We start from the raw sequence: 16,675 nt of genomic DNA, 5'->3' as shown, positions 1-16,675 counted from the left end.
CTCTCGCTACTCCAGAAATTCATACTCCCCCGTGTATAGCTCTACCGCCCACATCGGCACCAGATCGTACGCCTTGTCCGTAATCACCGGACGGTATGCCGGGAACAGCGAGACGATCTGCGACTTCTTCTTGTACTGCTCCAGCTTCGCGTCGAGGATTTCTCCGCCTGCCAGCGAGCCGTCCTTGGACGTCATCGTTTTGGGCTCCAGAGATACCGTGGAACGTTCATAGCCGGATACGATATCCTTCTGCAGCGTAATTTTCATAAAGCCGATATTTTCATGGCGCGGATTAATGACCGGGAAGGAGCCGAAGTACTGCCGGAACACGTACGCCTGACTGCCCGGCAGGAACCTCTCCGGCACTCGCTGCACCCCATAGCTGCCGTTCCAGCCGCCATGCTGGTTAATAAACTGCACAGCCGTCAGCAGCCCGCCCAGATAGTCGATCCGGTTATCCGTCGCCGGTGCGACCGGGTCCGAGTACGTCATCCAGTGCTGCTCATTCTTCAGCTGCAGCCCCCGCTTGGAGTCCGTATAGATCTCCGAGCCGTCGCGCTCCGTCAGATTCCGCGTCACCGCCGGATCGACGAAAAAAGTCCGCTTGAGCTGATCGACTGTAAGCTGCGAGACGCCCATCGTATAAGCCATCATCGGGAACGGCTTCTGAGGCAGGTAGATATCCGACTGGAACAGCTTGTAAGGGATATGTTGAGTGCCCACCGGCCCGACGAATCGTTCCTCGATATCCTTCGTCGTATAGTCCGCCTTGGTCACCTCATAGACGACATTCGACGTATCCGTGAACAGAATCGTCCGCACCTCATGATCGGTCTGGGCGAAGATCCAGATCCGGGTAATGACGTCATTATCGACCGGCACATCGCCCTTGATCTGCATGATCCGCTTCAGCACGCTAAGGGGCAGCCCGTCCCGGAAGCGAACCTCCACTCCGGGCCGCTTCATGCGCACATCCTCCCAGTTGATGCCTAGTGCGCTGACACTGTTCTTGCGAAGTCCCTCCATGTTCCGCTGCTTAACGGTATTGACGATTTCCGTATACTGCCTATCCAGCGGGTACAGCACCGTATGCTGCTGGTTGCCCAGATGGACGACGATCTGATCGGGGAACAGCATCTCATCAAGCGTTGCCTGAGAGCCCAGCATCTCCGTCTTCACATACTCCGCTTCTGTGACAGGCTGCTCCGGCTGAGGATAGCTGTATGACAGCATGTAGCTTTGTAGCAAACTGAGCATCACCAGCAGCGCCAGCGCCACCGTCTTCAGCTTCTCCATCATAGGACGACCTCCTCCTGGTGGTAAGGGAGCGTGAACGTAACCTTCGTTCCCTGCCCGAGCTCGGAATCCAATTGAATAGAGCCGCCATGCGCTTTTACTATTTCCCGGGCAATCGATAGTCCCAGGCCTGTACCGCCCATCGCGCGGGAACGGGCTTTATCTACGCGGTAGAACCGCTCGAAGATACGGGACAGATCCTTGCGCGGAATCCCGATCCCGTCATCCTGCACGGATATTTCGAGTCTAGCCGTATCCGGGCTGCCTGCATGAATCTTGATGTGGCCGCCCTCCGGCGTATACTTGATCGAGTTGGACACGAGGTTGTCCAGCACCTGGTCGATCCGGTCCCGGTCGAGCATAATACTCCGCACGCCGGGCTCGACTGTCACCTCGACCGCAATATTCCGCTGCTCCAGCTGGAACGAGAAGCGGTCCGCCACCTCGTCCAGCATCTCGGCTACCTCAGTCTTCTCCTTAGCAATCGTGACACGTCTCGAATCCAGCCTGGACAGCTGCAGCAGGTCGTTCACCAGCCGGATCATCCGCTCCGTCTCGTTATGCGCGACACCGACGAACTTGCCCGCGAGCTGCGGCTCCTCCAGCGCCCCGTCCTCCAGCGCCTCCAGATAACTCTTGATCGTCGTCAGCGGAGTCCGCAGCTCATGCGAGACGTTGGCGACGAACTCGCGCCGGGATTGCTCCAGCTTCTCCTGGCCCGTCACATCCTGCAGCACGGCGATCGTCCCGGCCGCTCCCCGCCCCTTGCTGTGAATCGTCGTGTACGTCACCCTCACGAACAGCGGATCATCCTCTTCCTCATGGAAAAAATGCAGCAGCGCCGAGTGATCCTCGCTGGATTCGAGCTGCCGTACGATGTCCGGCGTGAAGCCTAGCAGCTCCGCCAGCGGCATGCCCAGCGTCGTATCCTCATTAACCTTCAGCAGCTGCTTCGCACGCCGGTTGATCACGATGACCCGGCCGTTATCGTCCGTGGCGATCAGACCGTCATTCATATTGGCGAGAATCGAAGCCAGCTTCTCCTTCTCCTCCTCATTGAGCGTCAGCGCCTCCTGCAGCCGCTCCATCATGAAGTTGAACGTCTGACCGAGCTGACCGAGCTCGTCCTTGCCCATGATGCGGACCTGCTCGTCGAACCGTCCCTCCGCCACCCGTCCGGCCTGCTTGGTCAGTGCCTTGATCGGATTGGTAATCGTAGCCGACAGCATGACGCCCAGCACCGCCGTCATCGCGAGAGCAATCAGCGTCCCAGTAATGAAGAAGCGGTTGATCCGGTTCATCGTGTTGTAGACCTCTTCCATGGAAGCGACGATGTAGATGGCTCCGATATATTTCGTGCCTGAGCCGACCGGCTTGGCGATGACCAGCTTGCGAATGCCGCCGGGGTCAGTGAAGGTCCGCTGATTCTCCTTGATCCCCTGCAGCGCCCGAGTCACTTCCGTCTGCGTATTCTTGCTGCCGATAACCGACTTGTTCGTCTCCAGCGATGTCGTCACGACCAGCCCGTTGCCGTCGATGACCTGAATCTCCGCCTGTGTACGGGCGAACAAGCTGTTGACGACCTGATTGAGGTCCGCATAGGTACGCTTCGTCTCGCGTTCATTCCCGCCGCCCTTGGGCGTATCCTGGGTCTGATCCACCAGATACGTTTCCGCATACTGGGCCAGGAGCCGGGCCTGCCGGTTCATATTGTCGATGTAGTCCTTGGTCAGCGAGGTCTCCAGCGTCTGCGTGAAGTAAGCGGCGATCAGCTGCATCGCGATCATGATCATCAAGAGGTAGATAATAATCAGCTTGGCCTGGATCGACTGGAAAAAACGAATGCTTTTCATCGTCCGCAGCACCGTCCGTTCACGTTAGTACCCGCCTGCGCCGTTCTTCGTATTCCGCATCATATAGCCGAGCCCCCGGCGGGTGATGATATACTCGGGGCGGCTCGGATCGTCCTCCAGCTTCTCGCGCAGCCTGCGGATCGTCACGTCCACCGTCCGCACGTCTCCGAAGTATTCGAAACCCCAGACAGCCTGCAGCAGATGCTCGCGCGTCATGACCTTGCCGCTGTTGCGGGCCAGATACTGCACCAGCTCGAACTCGCGATGAGTCAGATCGAGCGGCTTGCCGTCCTTGTACACCACATACATATCCGTATCGATAAACAGCGTCTGGATGCGCAGACCCTGTGGCGCCTTCTCCTCCACGGCCGCCGCTCCGCTGCCAGCTGGAGCCGATGACTTCTGCTGCCTACGCAGATGGGCCTTCACCCGGGCCAGCAGCTCGCGCGTGCCGAACGGCTTCGTGACATAATCGTCCGCCCCCAGCTCTAGTCCGAGCACCTTATCGATCTCATTATCCTTAGCCGTCAGCATGATGATCGGCGTATTCAGCTTAGCGCGCACTTCCCGGCATACATCCATCCCGTCCTTGACCGGCAGCATCAGATCGAGTAGGATCAGATCCGGATTCTCCGAATAAGCCAGCTCGACCGCCGTCCCGCCGTCATAGGCAAGAATGACCTCATGGCCTTCTTTTTCCAAATTAAACTTCAAGATATCCGCAATCGGTTGTTCGTCGTCGACTACTAATATTTTTGCCATGGCACGTCTCACCCGCCTGTCTCCAGCCCTCTAACGAAAGCCTATTCATTCTATTTAGTTTACCATATCCTCATGCAAAAAGAGACATGGAATAGCCGCATTCCCAGCGACTTCCATGCCCCCATTTGTATATCGTTCTATGCTTGATCCGTCTGATTAGCGGTTCAGATATTTCAAAGGATTCTGCGGCGTATCATTAGTCCGCACCTCGAAGTGCAGATGCACCCCGGTCGAGTCGCCTGTGCTGCCCATAATGCCGATCTGTTCGCCCTTCTCTACGATGGCGCCCTTAGTCGTCAGAATCTTGCTCAAGTGCCCGTACAGAGTCGTGTAGCCATTGAGATGATCGAGAATGATATAATTGCCGTAGTCGCTCTTCGTACCGGCCGCTATAACCTTGCCGTTATCGGCAGCCGTGATGCTCTTGTTGCCGGTAATGTCGATCCCCTTGTGGAATGCGCCCCAGCGCGTGCCGAACGTACTCGATATATTCGGCGAGGAGACCGGCCAGGCGAACTTACCCGTACCTTCGCCCTTCACGACCTTGGTTCCGCGCTTGATGACGGCCTTCACCGGCGTATTGACGATATTCTCGTTCAGGATCTTTTCTTCCTCGAGCAGGCCGCCTACCTTGGTTAACTCGAAGGTGACCGTTTTCAAGCCGTTCTTGCCCGTCTTGAGCGTCTCCGTGACACCCAGACGCATATTGTCATCCTGTACGTACTCGGTGTCGTATTGAATCTCCTGGTTCTCTACAACCTTCTCCACCGTGCGCACGGCGACCGTCGGCTGCAGCACCGTCAGGTCGAGCTGCTGCCCCACCTTGATCATATCGTTCGTAACTGTCGGGTTATTCTGGTAGATGACCTGCTTCGGAATATCCAGCTTCTTGGCGATGCAGGATACGCAGTCACCCTCCTGCACTGTATATTTCGTCGGCGCGATATTGCCCGTCTCCAGCTTCGTCTGAAGCTGCTCCGGCGTAGTCAGATCTTCTACCTCAATCCGGATCTCCTTCATCTCGACCTGCTGGACGAAGTCCGCCTTCAACAGCTCAGTCGATACCGGAGCTTCCTTAGCCGATGCCGATAGAATGCCTACCTTGCCGGACTCCTTCTTCTTGGACAAAGCGGCCACGGCGTTGGCTTTGAGCTGCTCCAGCATCTGCTGTGCGGACGCCTCGTCCTTCAGCACGCCCATCGGCTTACCATCGACGAGAAGCTCGATGCCTACCGGATAAGAGCTGAAGAAGCCGCTCAGCCGCTCCAGCACCGCCTGATCATCCGTCTGCTCATTGAAAGCCCTTTCATGCTTCAATTCGATCCTCGGCTCCACCACGACAACTCTAACATCAGATGACACCTTGGACAGCTCCGCACGCTTGTCCTGCTTGAACTGCTCGACCTTGGACGGGTCGGCGACGATGCCGATCTCTTCGCCGTTGGCGATGACCTGATAATAATCCACCATACTGGCCTGCACATAATGATGACCGCTCCATACCACTGCGATCATCAGCCCGAAGGCTGCAGCTGATTTCCCGAACAACCATTTATGTTGACGGACACGCTCCACCATCGTGAAGCTGCCCTTTTCATTCTTCTCATCACTGGATTCTGTCCTGAAGTTTTCAGTCAAGCTGTTTGACCGATCACCCGGCCCTTTGGCACGAAGCTTGTCCAATAGGCTCTTGAACCGATCCTTTCCCTTGTTGAATACCGTCATTTTATTCTCCTTTTAAGCCGTTTTTTGCCGCATTCGACCTATCGATACCTGCCACTAGCCCGCTGGCGCCATCTTGCGCCAAGCGTTGTTATCCTTCAAGGCAGCCTCTGAGCTTCCGACTCGCGGAATCTGCCCGCAGCACGCTATGCTGCAGCCCGGGACCGGAAGATCCGCCGCATCGGCTGCAACTGGGGGGGTTCTGTACGACCTGCACATAAAAAGACCTAAAAATGGGACAATAACCATGAATCTAAAGTAGTCTTAATAAATTTACCACATCGTCTCTACCTATTTCAACAAAATTGTATATTATACCACACTATGAGAAAAAAACGTGGCAGGAGTGTGAAGGGAAGCAATGGAAAGCTTAACGGTCTATTTTGACAATCAGCGGGATCTGGAGCACGCTGCCCAGGCTCTCCGCGAGCAGGGGGCAGTCAATGTCAAAGGCGATGCAGCCGAGGTGACGGGGGATAGCGACGCAGACATGACGGCCGCGCTGCAGGCTTCTGCTGCCGGGACCGCCCCGGAGGTTCATATGCTGCAGATCGTCGTCGAATCCTCAAGGCTCCGGCAGGCTGAGGATACCATCTCCCGCTACGGCGGATGGCTGTGAGAATGCTGCCCGGAAACAAACGAACGCCCTGAAGCGCCGGTTGACGCATTCAGGGCGTTCCCAGTATCGCGAGCAAATCGCGGTACTCCTCGGGCTTCAGATGCTTCTGCAGAATCTCCTCGGCTTCCTTCATCTCAGAGGCGGTCAATCCGTCTTCCATCAGCAGTGAGAGCTTCTGCATGTCCTCCTGCGGCACTCGTGATACGAGCATGGAGAAGATCTTCCCCTTGGCCTGCTCGGAGAGCTGCTCCTTCTTCTTGGTAAAGTCCTCGCTCGATACGACGACCCGCCTGTCCTCATCGCTTGGAGACGGCGTATTCGGTGTCGCGTTCTGCGAAGGCTGACGGCTCCATACCGCGACCGCATCCTCCGGTACCCGGTACGGGTCCGTCTGCCCCGTCTGAGGCCTATCGGCCGGGTCGTTCTTACTCTTGCCCGATCCAGTCTCGGTCGACTGGGGCGTTCCGCTTGCCGCAACCGCCCGATCCTTCCCCGTCTCCGAGCCGGACAAGCCTGCCGCGCCACCGGACGCAGCGGGGGCTATTCCCGCCGGCGGAACCAAGCTGTCTGCGAAGCGGCTTAGGAAGGGGGCCCATTCGATTTTGGCCGAAGCCGGACGCTCGATATGGAACTGCTCCAGAATCATATCCACATAGGTATTCACAGTCATGAATGTAAACGCCACACAACAGCTCGCGGTCACCACCGCGCTGATGGCAAGCTTCGCCAGCCACTTCAATCCTCTCACTACTGTTCAACTCCTCTTCCTGCCTATCGCGAGTTTCTCCTCCCTAGTATTGACCTTTTTCTGGGAAACCAACCGATGAGCAGACAAGAAAAAAGGAACGGCGCCCGAAGGCCCGCTCCATCTTATGAGAAAGAAAGTATTAGTAGATCGGCTTCACGATATTCGTTTGCTCACGGTTGCGGCCGACCGAGAAGATCGCGATCGGGATACCGGTCAGCTCGGATACGCGCTCGATATAGCGGCGTGCATTCGCAGGCAGGTCATCCAGGCTGCGTACGCTCGTCAGGTCCTCGCTCCAGCCCGGCAGCTCTTCATAGATCGCTTCGCATTCCGCCAGCATCTTGAGGCTAGCCGGGTAATGCTCGATGATCTCGCCGCGGTATTTGTAGGACGTACAGATCTTGACCGTCTCCAGCCCTGCCAATACATCCAGTGAGTTCAAGGATAATCCCGTGATGCCGCTGACACGGCGCGCATGGCGGACCACGACGCTATCGAACCAGCCGACGCGACGCGGACGGCCCGTGACCGTACCATACTCATGCCCGCGCTCGCGGATCCAATCGCCCGTCTCATTGATCTGCTCCGTAGGGAACGGACCGTCGCCTACACGAGTCGTGTAAGACTTGGCTACGCCGATGATCTGGTGAATCTTTGTCGGGCCTACGCCCGAGCCGATGCACACGCCGCCGGCCGACGGATTGGAGGAGGTTACGAACGGATACGTACCTTGGTCGATATCCAGCATAACGCCCTGCGCACCCTCGAACAGCACCTTCTTGCCATCGTCGATCTGATCGTTGAGCACGACCGACGTATCGGTGACATACTTGCGGAGACGCTCCGCATACCCGAGGTATTCCTGAATAATCGAGTCGGCATCCAGCCCCTTAGAGCCGTATACCTGCTCGATCAGTACATTCTTCTCGGCGACGAGATGGCGCACCTTGCGCTCAAATTCCTCCGCATCCAGCAGATCCGCGATCCGGATGCCGTTGCGTGCCGCTTTATCCATATAGCACGGGCCAATCCCCTTGCGGGTCGTCCCGATCTTGTTATCGCCCTTGCGCTCTTCCTCGAGTCCGTCCAGCAGCAGATGGTACGGCATGATCACATGCGCACGGTCGCTGATTTTCAGGTTATCGGTGGTAAAGCCGTTTTCGTGAATATATTGAATTTCTTCGAGCAACGCACCCGGATTAATAACCATTCCGTTGCCGATGACGCAAATCTTGTCATGATAAAAAATACCTGACGGAACCATCGTCAGCTTATATTTTTTGTCGTTAATAATAATCGTATGCCCGGCATTGTTACCGCCTTGATAACGTGCTACCACATCTGCGGACTCCGCCAGGAAATCGGTAATCTTCCCTTTTCCTTCGTCTCCCCATTGGGTTCCGACAACTACTACCGTTGACATTTTGCACTACCCCCGCGAGGTGGAAACCACCCATTGATCTGCCCTATAGGCGCATGACACCATGACTAGTGTAGCAGTAGCAGGGGGCAAAGTCAATAAAAACGAACAATCGTCCGAGCCTATTCAGCAATGTTCGGAAAATGTTCATCTCATGCCAATTCTTCTGACATTAAGGAGTTCCGCTACATCCGGGTCCGCATATTGCTCTTGCGGCACAAACAGCCTTAGTCCCATGGGAGGACTAAGGCTGCACTCCATCTATGACTAGCTCGCCGGTTCCTGATGCGTCCGGTCGAGCCCGACGAACTTGTTGAAGTTCTTCAGGAATGCCAGCTCGACGGTGCCGACCGGACCGTTCCGCTGCTTGGCGATGATGATCTCGATGATGTTCTTCTTCTCCGATTCCTTATCATAGTAATCGTCCCGGTACAGGAACGCTACGATATCGGCATCCTGCTCGATCGAACCGGATTCCCGAAGATCGGACATCATCGGACGCTTGTCCTGCCGCTGCTCGACACCCCGGCTGAGCTGCGAGAGCGCGATGACCGGCACGTCCAGCTCACGGGCGATCTGCTTGAGCGTACGGGAGATTTCCGATACCTCCTGCTGCCGGTTATCGCCCTTGCCCCGCCCGTGAATGAGCTGAAGATAATCGATCAGGATCATGCCGAGCCCTCTCTCCTTCTTGAGCCTCCGGCATTTGGCGCGGATATCGGCTACCGTCACCGAAGGCGAATCGTCGATATAGATATTGGCCTCAGACAAGGAACCGATCGCCATCGTCAGCTTCTCCCAGTCGTCCGGCTCCAGGAAGCCCGTACGCATCCGGCCCGCATCGACATTGGCCTCGGCACAGATCATCCGCTGTACGAGCTGGGCCGCGCCCATCTCAAGCGAGAAGATCGCGACGGTTTCCTTCTCGCGCACACCGATGTTCTGCGCGATATTCAGTGCGAACGCCGTCTTCCCGACGGAAGGACGTGCCGCCACGATGATCAGATCGGACCGCTGGAAGCCGGAGGTCATCTTGTCCAGATCCGAGAATCCGGACTTGATTCCGGTCGTGCTGCCCTTCTGGTTGAAGAGCATCTCGACCTTCTCGAACACTTCCATCAGCACGTCGCGGATCGCGATGAAGCCGGCTCCAGAACGCGCCTGGGAGATTTCCATGATGCGGGCTTCGGCATCGCTCAGCAGCGTACCGACCTCATCCTCGCCGGCATAACCGTTCGAGACGATCTGGGTTGCTGCTCGGATAAGCCGCCGCAGCATCGACTTCTCCTCGACGATCTGCGCGTAGTAATCGACATTGGCGGCGGTAGGCACGGCGTTGGCCAGCTCGGATAAATAGGTGATGCCGCCGATCTCCTCCAGCTGCTGCTTGTTCTGCAGTCTTGCGGTCAGCGTGATCAGATCGACCGGTTCATTGGCCTCGGCGATCTCGATCATCGCTTCGAAGATATGCTTGTGGGCCCCGCGATAGAAATCCTCATCCGTGATCCGCTCCATCGCCGTAACGAGTGCGTCTCCGTCCAACAATATCGCCCCGAGCACCGCCTGCTCCGCCTCCAGATTCTGTGGCGGTACGCGATCCATAAACAAATTCTCGTTCATTTGAGTTCGTTCCCCCCGGTTCCTTGCTCTCCTGACTACAACCGTCTGTGAGGGCCGGCGGACGGCTGTCAGGCCGCCGTTCCTCTTCCCGTCCGCCACTTAACGACAAAGAACCGGCACATCCCGCACCGGCTCCCGTCTCTTCCATCGACAAGCTCTGCCCATTGCCGGTCCGCCTCATCAGGCGGACATCCGCGGCAGACGGCTTACTCCTCCGTTACCTGTACCTTCAGCTTGGCGGTAACTTCCGGATGCAGCTTCACGACCACTTCCGTTACGCCCAGCGTACGGATCGCGTCGTCCATCACAATCTTGCGCTTGTCGACCTTGATCCCCAGCTTCTCCAGACCCTCGGCGACCTGCTTATTAGACACGGCGCCGAACAATCGTCCGTCCGTTCCCGACTTCGCCTTCAGTTGGACTGTCAGCTCCGATACACGGCGTCCGAGGTCTTCGGCGTCCGCTTTCTCCTGAGCCTTCTTGCGGTCTTCGGCTTTCTTCTGATTATCTAGCGCCTTAACCGCCGAATCGTTAGCCGGGGAAGCGAGCTTCTGCTTGAACAGGAAGTTCGTTGCATACCCTTCGGATACTTCTTTAACCTCACCCTTCTTACCTTGCCCCTTGACATCCTTCAAGAAAATAACCTTCATTCGAAAAGCCCCTCCTCAGCATGAATCTGATTCAATATTTGCTTCAGGCGCTGCGTAGCTTCTGCTACCGTGCCCTCCAGCTGTGTGGCCGCATTGGTCAAGTGACCGCCGCCGCCCATCCGTTCCATCACGACCTGCACATTCATCTGTCCAAGCGACCGAGCGCTAATCCCGATGAGTCCGTCCGGACGCTCGCTAATGACGAATGAAGCCATGATCCCAGTCATCGTTAACAATGTATCAGCTACCTGCGCAATGTTCAACTGGGAGTATTTACGTCCTGGCTCCGACACGGCCAGGGCAACATGATCGAAGATGACAACGGCGTTCTTGATAATCTCGGATTTCTTGATATATTGATCCAAATCTTCCTTGAGCAGCCGCTGGATCAGAGACGAATCGGCTCCGTTGCGCCGCAGATACGAGGCGGCCTCGAAAGTCCGTGCTCCGGTCCGCAGGCTGAAGCTCCGCGTGTCGACCACAATCCCGGCCAGCAGCGTCGTCGCCTCCAGTACACCCATCGTCATCCGGTCGTTAAAGTAAGGCAGCAATTCCGTAACCAGCTCGCAGGTCGAGGAAGCGTAAGGCTCCATATAGACAAGCGTAGCGTCATGGATAAAGTCCTCGCTGCGCCGGTGATGGTCGATCACGACCCTGCGCTGGGTCAGCTGCAGCAGCTTCGGTTCGCTCGTCATCGGAGCCCGGTGCGTATCGACGACCACGACGAGCGACCGCGATGTCGTAATCTGCAGGGCCTGCTCCGGCGTTATAAACCACCGGTTCAGGCGCTCGTCCTCATGGATGGCCTCCATCAGCTTCTGGATCGCCGGGTTGATGCCCTCGATGACGATATAGCCTTCCTTGTTGCTGACATGCGTCATCTTGAGCACACCGATCGCCGCACCTACCGAATCCATATCCGGCAGCTTATGACCCATGATCAGCACATTGTCGCTGTCGCGGATCAGGTCGCGCAGCGCGTGAGAGATGACCCTTGCCCGGACCCGCGTCCGCTTCTCGATCGCGTTCGAGCGTCCTCCGTAGAAGGACAGCCGCTCGCCCATCTTCACGGCCGCCTGGTCGCCGCCGCGTCCCAGCGCCATATCCAAGCTCGTCTGTGCCCAGTGTCCGAGCTCCGGCAGCGATGCCGTTCCCGAGGCTATCCCGATACTAAGCGTCATCGGCAGCTTGTTCTCAATCGTAATATCCCGGACCTCGTCGAGGATTTCGAACCGCGACTGCTCCAGCAGCTTCAGGCTCTTGTGATTCATGACCAGGAAATAGCGGTCCGATGCGGTGCGCCGCAAGTACAAGTTATGCTTCTGCGCCCATTCCGTAATCTCTCCGGTCACCTTGGCCATCATGATGCTGCGGGTCTGATCGTCCATCCCCTGAGTCGCTTCGTCGAGATTATCCATCATGACGATCCCCATCGCAATCTGCTCTTCACTGGCTTGCGCCTGTAGCGTCCTCAGATCCGTCATATCGGAGATGTAGAGCAGCCGCTCCTCCGGCTTGAGCTGAACCTCGTAGATATGGCCGTCATGCGTAATCTCTACGCGAAGCTCCTTTTCCTTGCGGTTCTTGAGGCCGGGGAATTGCTCCAGCAGCGATTCGCCGATCAGCGAGTCTTTGCCGAACATGCGGGCGACGAACGGATTATGCCATTCGATGGCTTTCTCCTCGTTATACAGCACGATCCCAAGCGGCAGATCATGCATCGCGTCGCTCCCCGCCTTCTTCACGCGGAGCGTCAGCGTACTTAGGTAGTCAGTCAAGCCCTGACGGAACGTCTGCTCGGCCCTGTACATGAGCAGAAGCAACACGCCGGACAGGATCAGGGCAACGATACCAAGCCGCCATTCGAAGACCGACAAGGTGACAATCAGTACGAACAGCAGGCCGAACAGCCCATACATATGCAAGCCGCGCCATCGCTTCAACAAGAACTTCGGCATTTCATTCGCTCCAATCTTGCAGACTCGCGCAGGTTCAGGATCATGGATCTATCCCTTGGTCTTGATGCGTTCGCGGACAGGAAATGCCACATCGAATACCCCCAGCAGGCTCAGAAGGAAGAAGGCCGGCGGGAAGACGATCAAGAGCACGATACCGATAATAGGCAGCGTCTTGTTCCAACCCTTGGCATGAGCGACGAAAAACAGAAATGAGATCGCCTGGATCGCGAAGGCCGTGCTTAGCAGCGGCAGCAGGTTCAGCACAAGCGTGAACACCGTGGACTTGGTATCCTTAGCGAACATCTCCAGCACCAGCGCAATCACGTAGATCCAGATAAAAGATTTCGGCAGCATCCAATCCTTCACCTGACGGAAGGACGGGATCGATTCGCCCGCCCGCACCAGGAACCTTCTGGCCAGCGTATGCGAGATCGCCGCATACAGGATCGAGAACACGATCATGTACAGCGGCAGCATCTGAACCGACAGCTGAACGACCGTGTCGATATCGATGCCGATCAGGCTGCGCATTTGCGGCGAGTACATATTGAAGGACTCGATGATCATCGACTTGAACTTGCTGATCGGATTCAAGCCGAACAATTGTGCGACCACCAGGCTCACGAGCAGCTCCAAGAGGAGCGTGACGGCTCCGGCGGTCATAACGTTACGTGCCGGGGCTCTTTTCTTATACAGATTGCCCATCTGGAATACAGGAGGCAACAGGAACAGCGAGATGGCCACGAGCAGCGCCCCCACCCAGCCTGCGAGCAGCGCCGAGACGAGTACATATACGATGGCCAGGCAGGCCAAGTAATGAATCAAGAATGCTTTGGTCCCAAGGCGCACATACATGACCAGCACCGGCACCAATAAGAAAAACATGGTGAGCAGCATCACTGGGGGCAGGAAAAGCGATAATAATGTTACAATGTAAACTATGCTCCAAACGAGCATTCGCGGCTTCTGCGTTTCTTGCAAGCCCTTCACCTCTTACGCAAGTGATCTTCTAATGCGGATATATCTCCATACCATTCTTCGAGCTGGTGACCGTCCTCGCGCTGCTTCCGCATCTTCTCCAGCACCGCGTCATCCAAACTGCTCAGCGAGATGCCCAGCCGTCGGCCCAGGATATAGCAGCAAGCTACCAGACTGGCCAGCCCATCCATCATTTTATGATGGCTTCCTTCCCATATGCCCTTGAGCAGATGTGCCAGTTGGTCGACCAGTTCCGTCTTCAGCCATTCGATGATTTTGGCCCGCTTGGCCAAGTCGACATCCTTATCCATAAATGACATGCCGCTTCTCTCCTTACGTCGGGCACTTTAAGACGCTTTAACAAACAGTATACCACAATTCTTATGCCTTTTGTTCGGACTCCCAGAGCTTGAAGCAATAATCGATGATGTCGCTGCGCCGGATGATGCCAATGAATACCTCGCTGTCGTCGATCACAGGTACATAGTTCTGCCGAGTAGCCAGCGTAATCAGATCCTGCATCTGCTGGTCAATCCGGACCGGCTTGATGGCCATGTGCTGGGGAACGTCCTTCAGCTGCACCTTATGGGCATGCTCGAAGCCGATATCCGGGGAGCGCTTGAGCTTCCAGAGCAGGTCGCCCTCAGTGATCGTTCCGGCGTACTTGCCGTGATCGTCGATCAGCGGAACGGCCGAATAACGGTGGTACTCCATGCGTTCCAGCGCCTGTCTAATGGTGGAATGAGGGGATAAATAAATCACCTGATCCTTAGGAACTAGAAAAAATGCGATGTTCAAGAAACTCCCAACCTTTCTCTATATACAAACAAGCCGAACAAGCCGAAAACTTCCTGCTCCCCCATCATATCATGTTCCTGCCCTTATTGAAAAACTCTGGAGATGGGTTTGCCAACGCCACTACTGGGGCCTTACAATGAATACAGAGAGAGAGCGGGAGATGATCTGGCATGCTAATTCGCAATGATGAAACCTACACGGAGAAGGACTTCAGCCACGGGCAATTCAAGGAGGAGGAGTGGCGAGGCGCCACGTTCTTACGGTGCCGCTTCGGCAGCGCCTTCATGGAAGAGCTGCTGACATCAGGCTGCCGTTTCGAGGAATGCGACTTTACAGGCACAGCCCTGAATGCCTCCTGGCATGTAGGCTCGGCCTTCACCAACTGCCGCTTTCGCGGGGCTAATTTTTTCGTAGCCAAATTCGAGGAATGCAAGATGGTCGGCTCGGATTTCTCCGAGGCGTCGATGGATGGCATTACGTTAGCCGGGGGCGACTGGTCGTATACGAACTTGCGGCAGGTCTCATGGTCCAAGCAGTCGCTGCGCGGCGTCCGCTTCACCGAGGCGGATCTGTACGAGGCCGTGCTCGACAAGGCCGACCTGCGCGATGCTGACCTGACGCGGGCGCATCTGGCCAAGGTCCGTCTGCAGGGCGCGGATCTGCGGGGAGCTGTAATGGACGGGGTGGACTTCAAGAGCTTCGACTTGAAGGGTGTAAGGCTGGATACGGCACAGGCCGTTGCCCTGGCCCGCTCCTACGGAGCCAAGGTCAACTGAAACGCTCCGCCAACCAGACAACAAAAAAAGAAACAGGCTCGCGGGATAACCCGGACCTGTTTCTTTTTTGTGACCTATTCCGTTGTGTAAGGCAGCAAAGCGATTTGACGGGAGCGCTTGATAGCGATCGTCAGAGCGCGTTGGTACTTAGCGGAAGTTCCTGTTACACGGCGCGGAAGAATCTTGCCGCGCTCGCTGATGAACTTCTTCAACGTTTCGATGTCTTTATAATCAATGTGCTTGATTTTATTTACAGTGAAGTAACAAACTTTACGGCGCTTGCCGCCTTTTTTGCCACGTCCGCTGAACTTTCTTTCGCCGCGTTCGCCACGGTCTTCGGAACGTTCTCTTTTCTCAAATGCCATTGTTCTCCATCCTTTCTACGTTAGATTCATTCCATACCGTTCCTTAGAACGGCAGATCATCATCGGAAATATCGATCGGTCGCCCGTCGTCCTGGAACGGATCTTGATTGTTATCGCGTCCACCGCCGTAGCCGCCACGGTTGCCATTGCCTCCGCCGCTTCCACCGCCATAATTACTGCCGCTGTTGTTGCCGCCGCCGTAATTACCGCCGCCTCCACTTGGTGCACCGCCTTCTTCACGGTTGCCGCTGTTAGCCGATTCCAGAAAACGCACATTGTCAGCAATGATCTCAGTCACGTATACGCGCTTGCCCTCATTGTTGTCATAGTTACGCACTTGAATGCGTCCTTCTACAGCAGCCAGACGACCTTTGCGAAGATAATTCGCGCAAGTCTCCGCCAGTTGGCGCCAAGTGACGACCGGGATGAAGTCCGCTTCCCGCTGCCCGCCTTGATTAGAGAAAGGACGGTCTACTGCGAGGGTGAACTGGGTTACAGCCACTCCTGCAGGCGTATAGCGCAGCTCAGGGTCGCGTGTCAGTCTTCCGATCAGAATCACACGATTCAACATCCGCATTCCCTCCCGGATTCACTGCTGGCATCACTGCCTGCAGTCTGCTCAATTACCGCTGTTTGATTAAGCTACGTCTTTCGTGATCAGGTAACGAATGATTTCGTCGGAAATCTTCATCACACGGTCAAGCTCAGTAATAACTTCATTATTAGCGTTGAATTGCACCAACACATAATGACCGTCACGGAACTTGTTGATCTCATACGCAAGACGGCGCTTACCCAGAACATCGTGCTTGGTAATTTCGCCACCGTTGTTGATGATGCCTTGGAACTTCTCTACCGTAGCCTGCACCGCTTCTTGCTCGATATCAGGACGGATGATGTACATCACTTCATATTTGCGCATGTTGTCACCTCCCTTTGGACTATGGCCCCTGACCGGCTTGTACCGTCAGGAACAAGGAGCGAGATTGAAAAACTTGTCAAAACTCGCACCTGAATACTATACCAGATTGCGCCTGCCAAATCAAGTTGAATTGTTACCAGTTATTCACCTACATGGCTGTGCCCGCTATCGGTCACTCTATAGGTACA

Annotated in this window: 17 protein-coding genes; 2 read left to right on the top strand and 15 right to left on the bottom strand. The window is 56.0% G+C overall.

Translation table 11 applies throughout. The annotated features are described in order from the left end of the window. Window positions 1–6: 6 nt before the first annotated feature. From WMW72_RS13810 to WMW72_RS13795, 4 genes are all read right to left on the bottom strand, one after another. A complete protein-coding gene (locus tag WMW72_RS13810; RefSeq protein ID WP_341416071.1) occupies window positions 7–1,299 on the bottom strand; it encodes a YycH family regulatory protein in 1,293 nt (430 codons plus the stop codon). Continuing rightward, window positions 1,296–3,149 carry a cell wall metabolism sensor histidine kinase WalK gene (gene walK / locus WMW72_RS13805; RefSeq protein WP_341416070.1) on the bottom strand — a complete coding sequence of 618 codons (1,854 nt, stop codon included), beginning with the start codon at window positions 3,147–3,149 and terminating at the stop codon, window positions 1,296–1,298. Before walK ends, WMW72_RS13810 begins: the two co-directional genes overlap by 4 nt. 24 nt (window positions 3,150–3,173) lie before the next feature. Next, on the bottom strand, window positions 3,174–3,911 hold the full coding sequence (gene yycF, locus WMW72_RS13800; protein ID WP_341416069.1) for a response regulator YycF: 738 nt from the start codon (window positions 3,909–3,911) through the stop codon (window positions 3,174–3,176). A 156-nt stretch (window positions 3,912–4,067) separates the two neighbouring features. After that, window positions 4,068–5,636 (bottom strand): peptidoglycan DD-metalloendopeptidase family protein, encoded by a 1,569-nt coding sequence (locus WMW72_RS13795; RefSeq protein WP_341416068.1) that lies wholly within the window; start codon window positions 5,634–5,636, stop codon window positions 4,068–4,070. 358 nt (window positions 5,637–5,994) lie between these two features. On the opposite strand from WMW72_RS13795, the gene WMW72_RS13790 reads away from it, so the two are divergent. After that, window positions 5,995–6,252: a hypothetical protein gene (locus WMW72_RS13790; RefSeq protein WP_341416067.1), complete on the top strand. Its 258-nt coding sequence runs from the start codon at window positions 5,995–5,997 to the stop codon at window positions 6,250–6,252. Window positions 6,253–6,301: 49 nt separating this feature from the next. On the opposite strand, the gene WMW72_RS13785 is transcribed toward WMW72_RS13790, so the two are convergent. The 8 genes from WMW72_RS13785 to WMW72_RS13750 all read right to left on the bottom strand — a co-directional run bounded on the left by WMW72_RS13785 (window position 6,302) and on the right by WMW72_RS13750 (window position 14,424). Then, on the bottom strand, window positions 6,302–7,000 hold the full coding sequence (locus WMW72_RS13785; protein ID WP_341416066.1) for a hypothetical protein: 699 nt from the start codon (window positions 6,998–7,000) through the stop codon (window positions 6,302–6,304). A gap of 139 nt (window positions 7,001–7,139) precedes the next feature. Further along, window positions 7,140–8,423, bottom strand: coding sequence for an adenylosuccinate synthase (locus tag WMW72_RS13780; RefSeq protein WP_341416065.1), 1,284 nt, complete (start codon window positions 8,421–8,423; stop codon window positions 7,140–7,142). 264 nt (window positions 8,424–8,687) lie between these two features. Next, complete coding sequence (gene dnaB, locus WMW72_RS13775; RefSeq protein WP_341416064.1) at window positions 8,688–10,040, bottom strand: replicative DNA helicase; 1,353 nt, start codon at window positions 10,038–10,040, stop codon at window positions 8,688–8,690. Between the two features lie 206 nt (window positions 10,041–10,246). Then, entirely contained in the window at window positions 10,247–10,690 is a 444-nt protein-coding gene (rplI, locus tag WMW72_RS13770; protein WP_341416063.1) for a 50S ribosomal protein L9, read from the bottom strand. Then, complete coding sequence (locus tag WMW72_RS13765) at window positions 10,687–12,648, bottom strand: DHH family phosphoesterase (protein WP_341416062.1); 1,962 nt, start codon at window positions 12,646–12,648, stop codon at window positions 10,687–10,689. Before WMW72_RS13765 ends, rplI begins: the two co-directional genes overlap by 4 nt. 48 nt (window positions 12,649–12,696) lie before the next feature. Beyond that, on the bottom strand, window positions 12,697–13,533 hold the full coding sequence (locus WMW72_RS13760; RefSeq protein ID WP_423227547.1) for a DUF2232 domain-containing protein: 837 nt from the start codon (window positions 13,531–13,533) through the stop codon (window positions 12,697–12,699). Window positions 13,534–13,634: 101 nt separating this feature from the next. Then, window positions 13,635–13,946, bottom strand: a complete 312-nt coding sequence (locus tag WMW72_RS13755) for a MazG-like family protein (RefSeq protein WP_341416061.1) — start codon at window positions 13,944–13,946, stop codon at window positions 13,635–13,637. 61 nt (window positions 13,947–14,007) lie between these two features. Further along, the gene (locus WMW72_RS13750; RefSeq protein WP_341416060.1) at window positions 14,008–14,424 is read right to left on the bottom strand and encodes a CBS domain-containing protein; all 417 of its coding nucleotides are present in this window, start codon (window positions 14,422–14,424) and stop codon (window positions 14,008–14,010) included. Window positions 14,425–14,594: 170 nt separating this feature from the next. On the opposite strand from WMW72_RS13750, the gene WMW72_RS13745 reads away from it, so the two are divergent. Beyond that, entirely contained in the window at window positions 14,595–15,200 is a 606-nt protein-coding gene (locus WMW72_RS13745; protein ID WP_341416059.1) for a pentapeptide repeat-containing protein, read from the top strand. A gap of 74 nt (window positions 15,201–15,274) precedes the next feature. Here WMW72_RS13745 and rpsR read toward each other — a convergent pair whose 3' ends face one another. From rpsR to rpsF, 3 genes are all read right to left on the bottom strand, one after another. Beyond that, window positions 15,275–15,565: a 30S ribosomal protein S18 gene (gene rpsR / locus WMW72_RS13740; protein WP_072334001.1), complete on the bottom strand. Its 291-nt coding sequence runs from the start codon at window positions 15,563–15,565 to the stop codon at window positions 15,275–15,277. A 43-nt stretch (window positions 15,566–15,608) separates the two neighbouring features. Continuing rightward, entirely contained in the window at window positions 15,609–16,136 is a 528-nt protein-coding gene (gene ssb / locus WMW72_RS13735; protein ID WP_341416058.1) for a single-stranded DNA-binding protein, read from the bottom strand. A 66-nt stretch (window positions 16,137–16,202) separates the two neighbouring features. Further along, the gene (gene rpsF, locus WMW72_RS13730; protein WP_341416057.1) at window positions 16,203–16,487 is read right to left on the bottom strand and encodes a 30S ribosomal protein S6; all 285 of its coding nucleotides are present in this window, start codon (window positions 16,485–16,487) and stop codon (window positions 16,203–16,205) included. Window positions 16,488–16,675: the final 188 nt, after the last annotated feature.

It is taken from the genome of Paenibacillus filicis (assembly GCF_038070315.1).
In the GTDB taxonomy this organism is placed as follows: Bacteria; Bacillota; Bacilli; order Paenibacillales; family NBRC-103111; genus Paenibacillus_G; species Paenibacillus_G filicis.
This window is presented reverse-complemented; position numbering and strand designations above follow the sequence as displayed.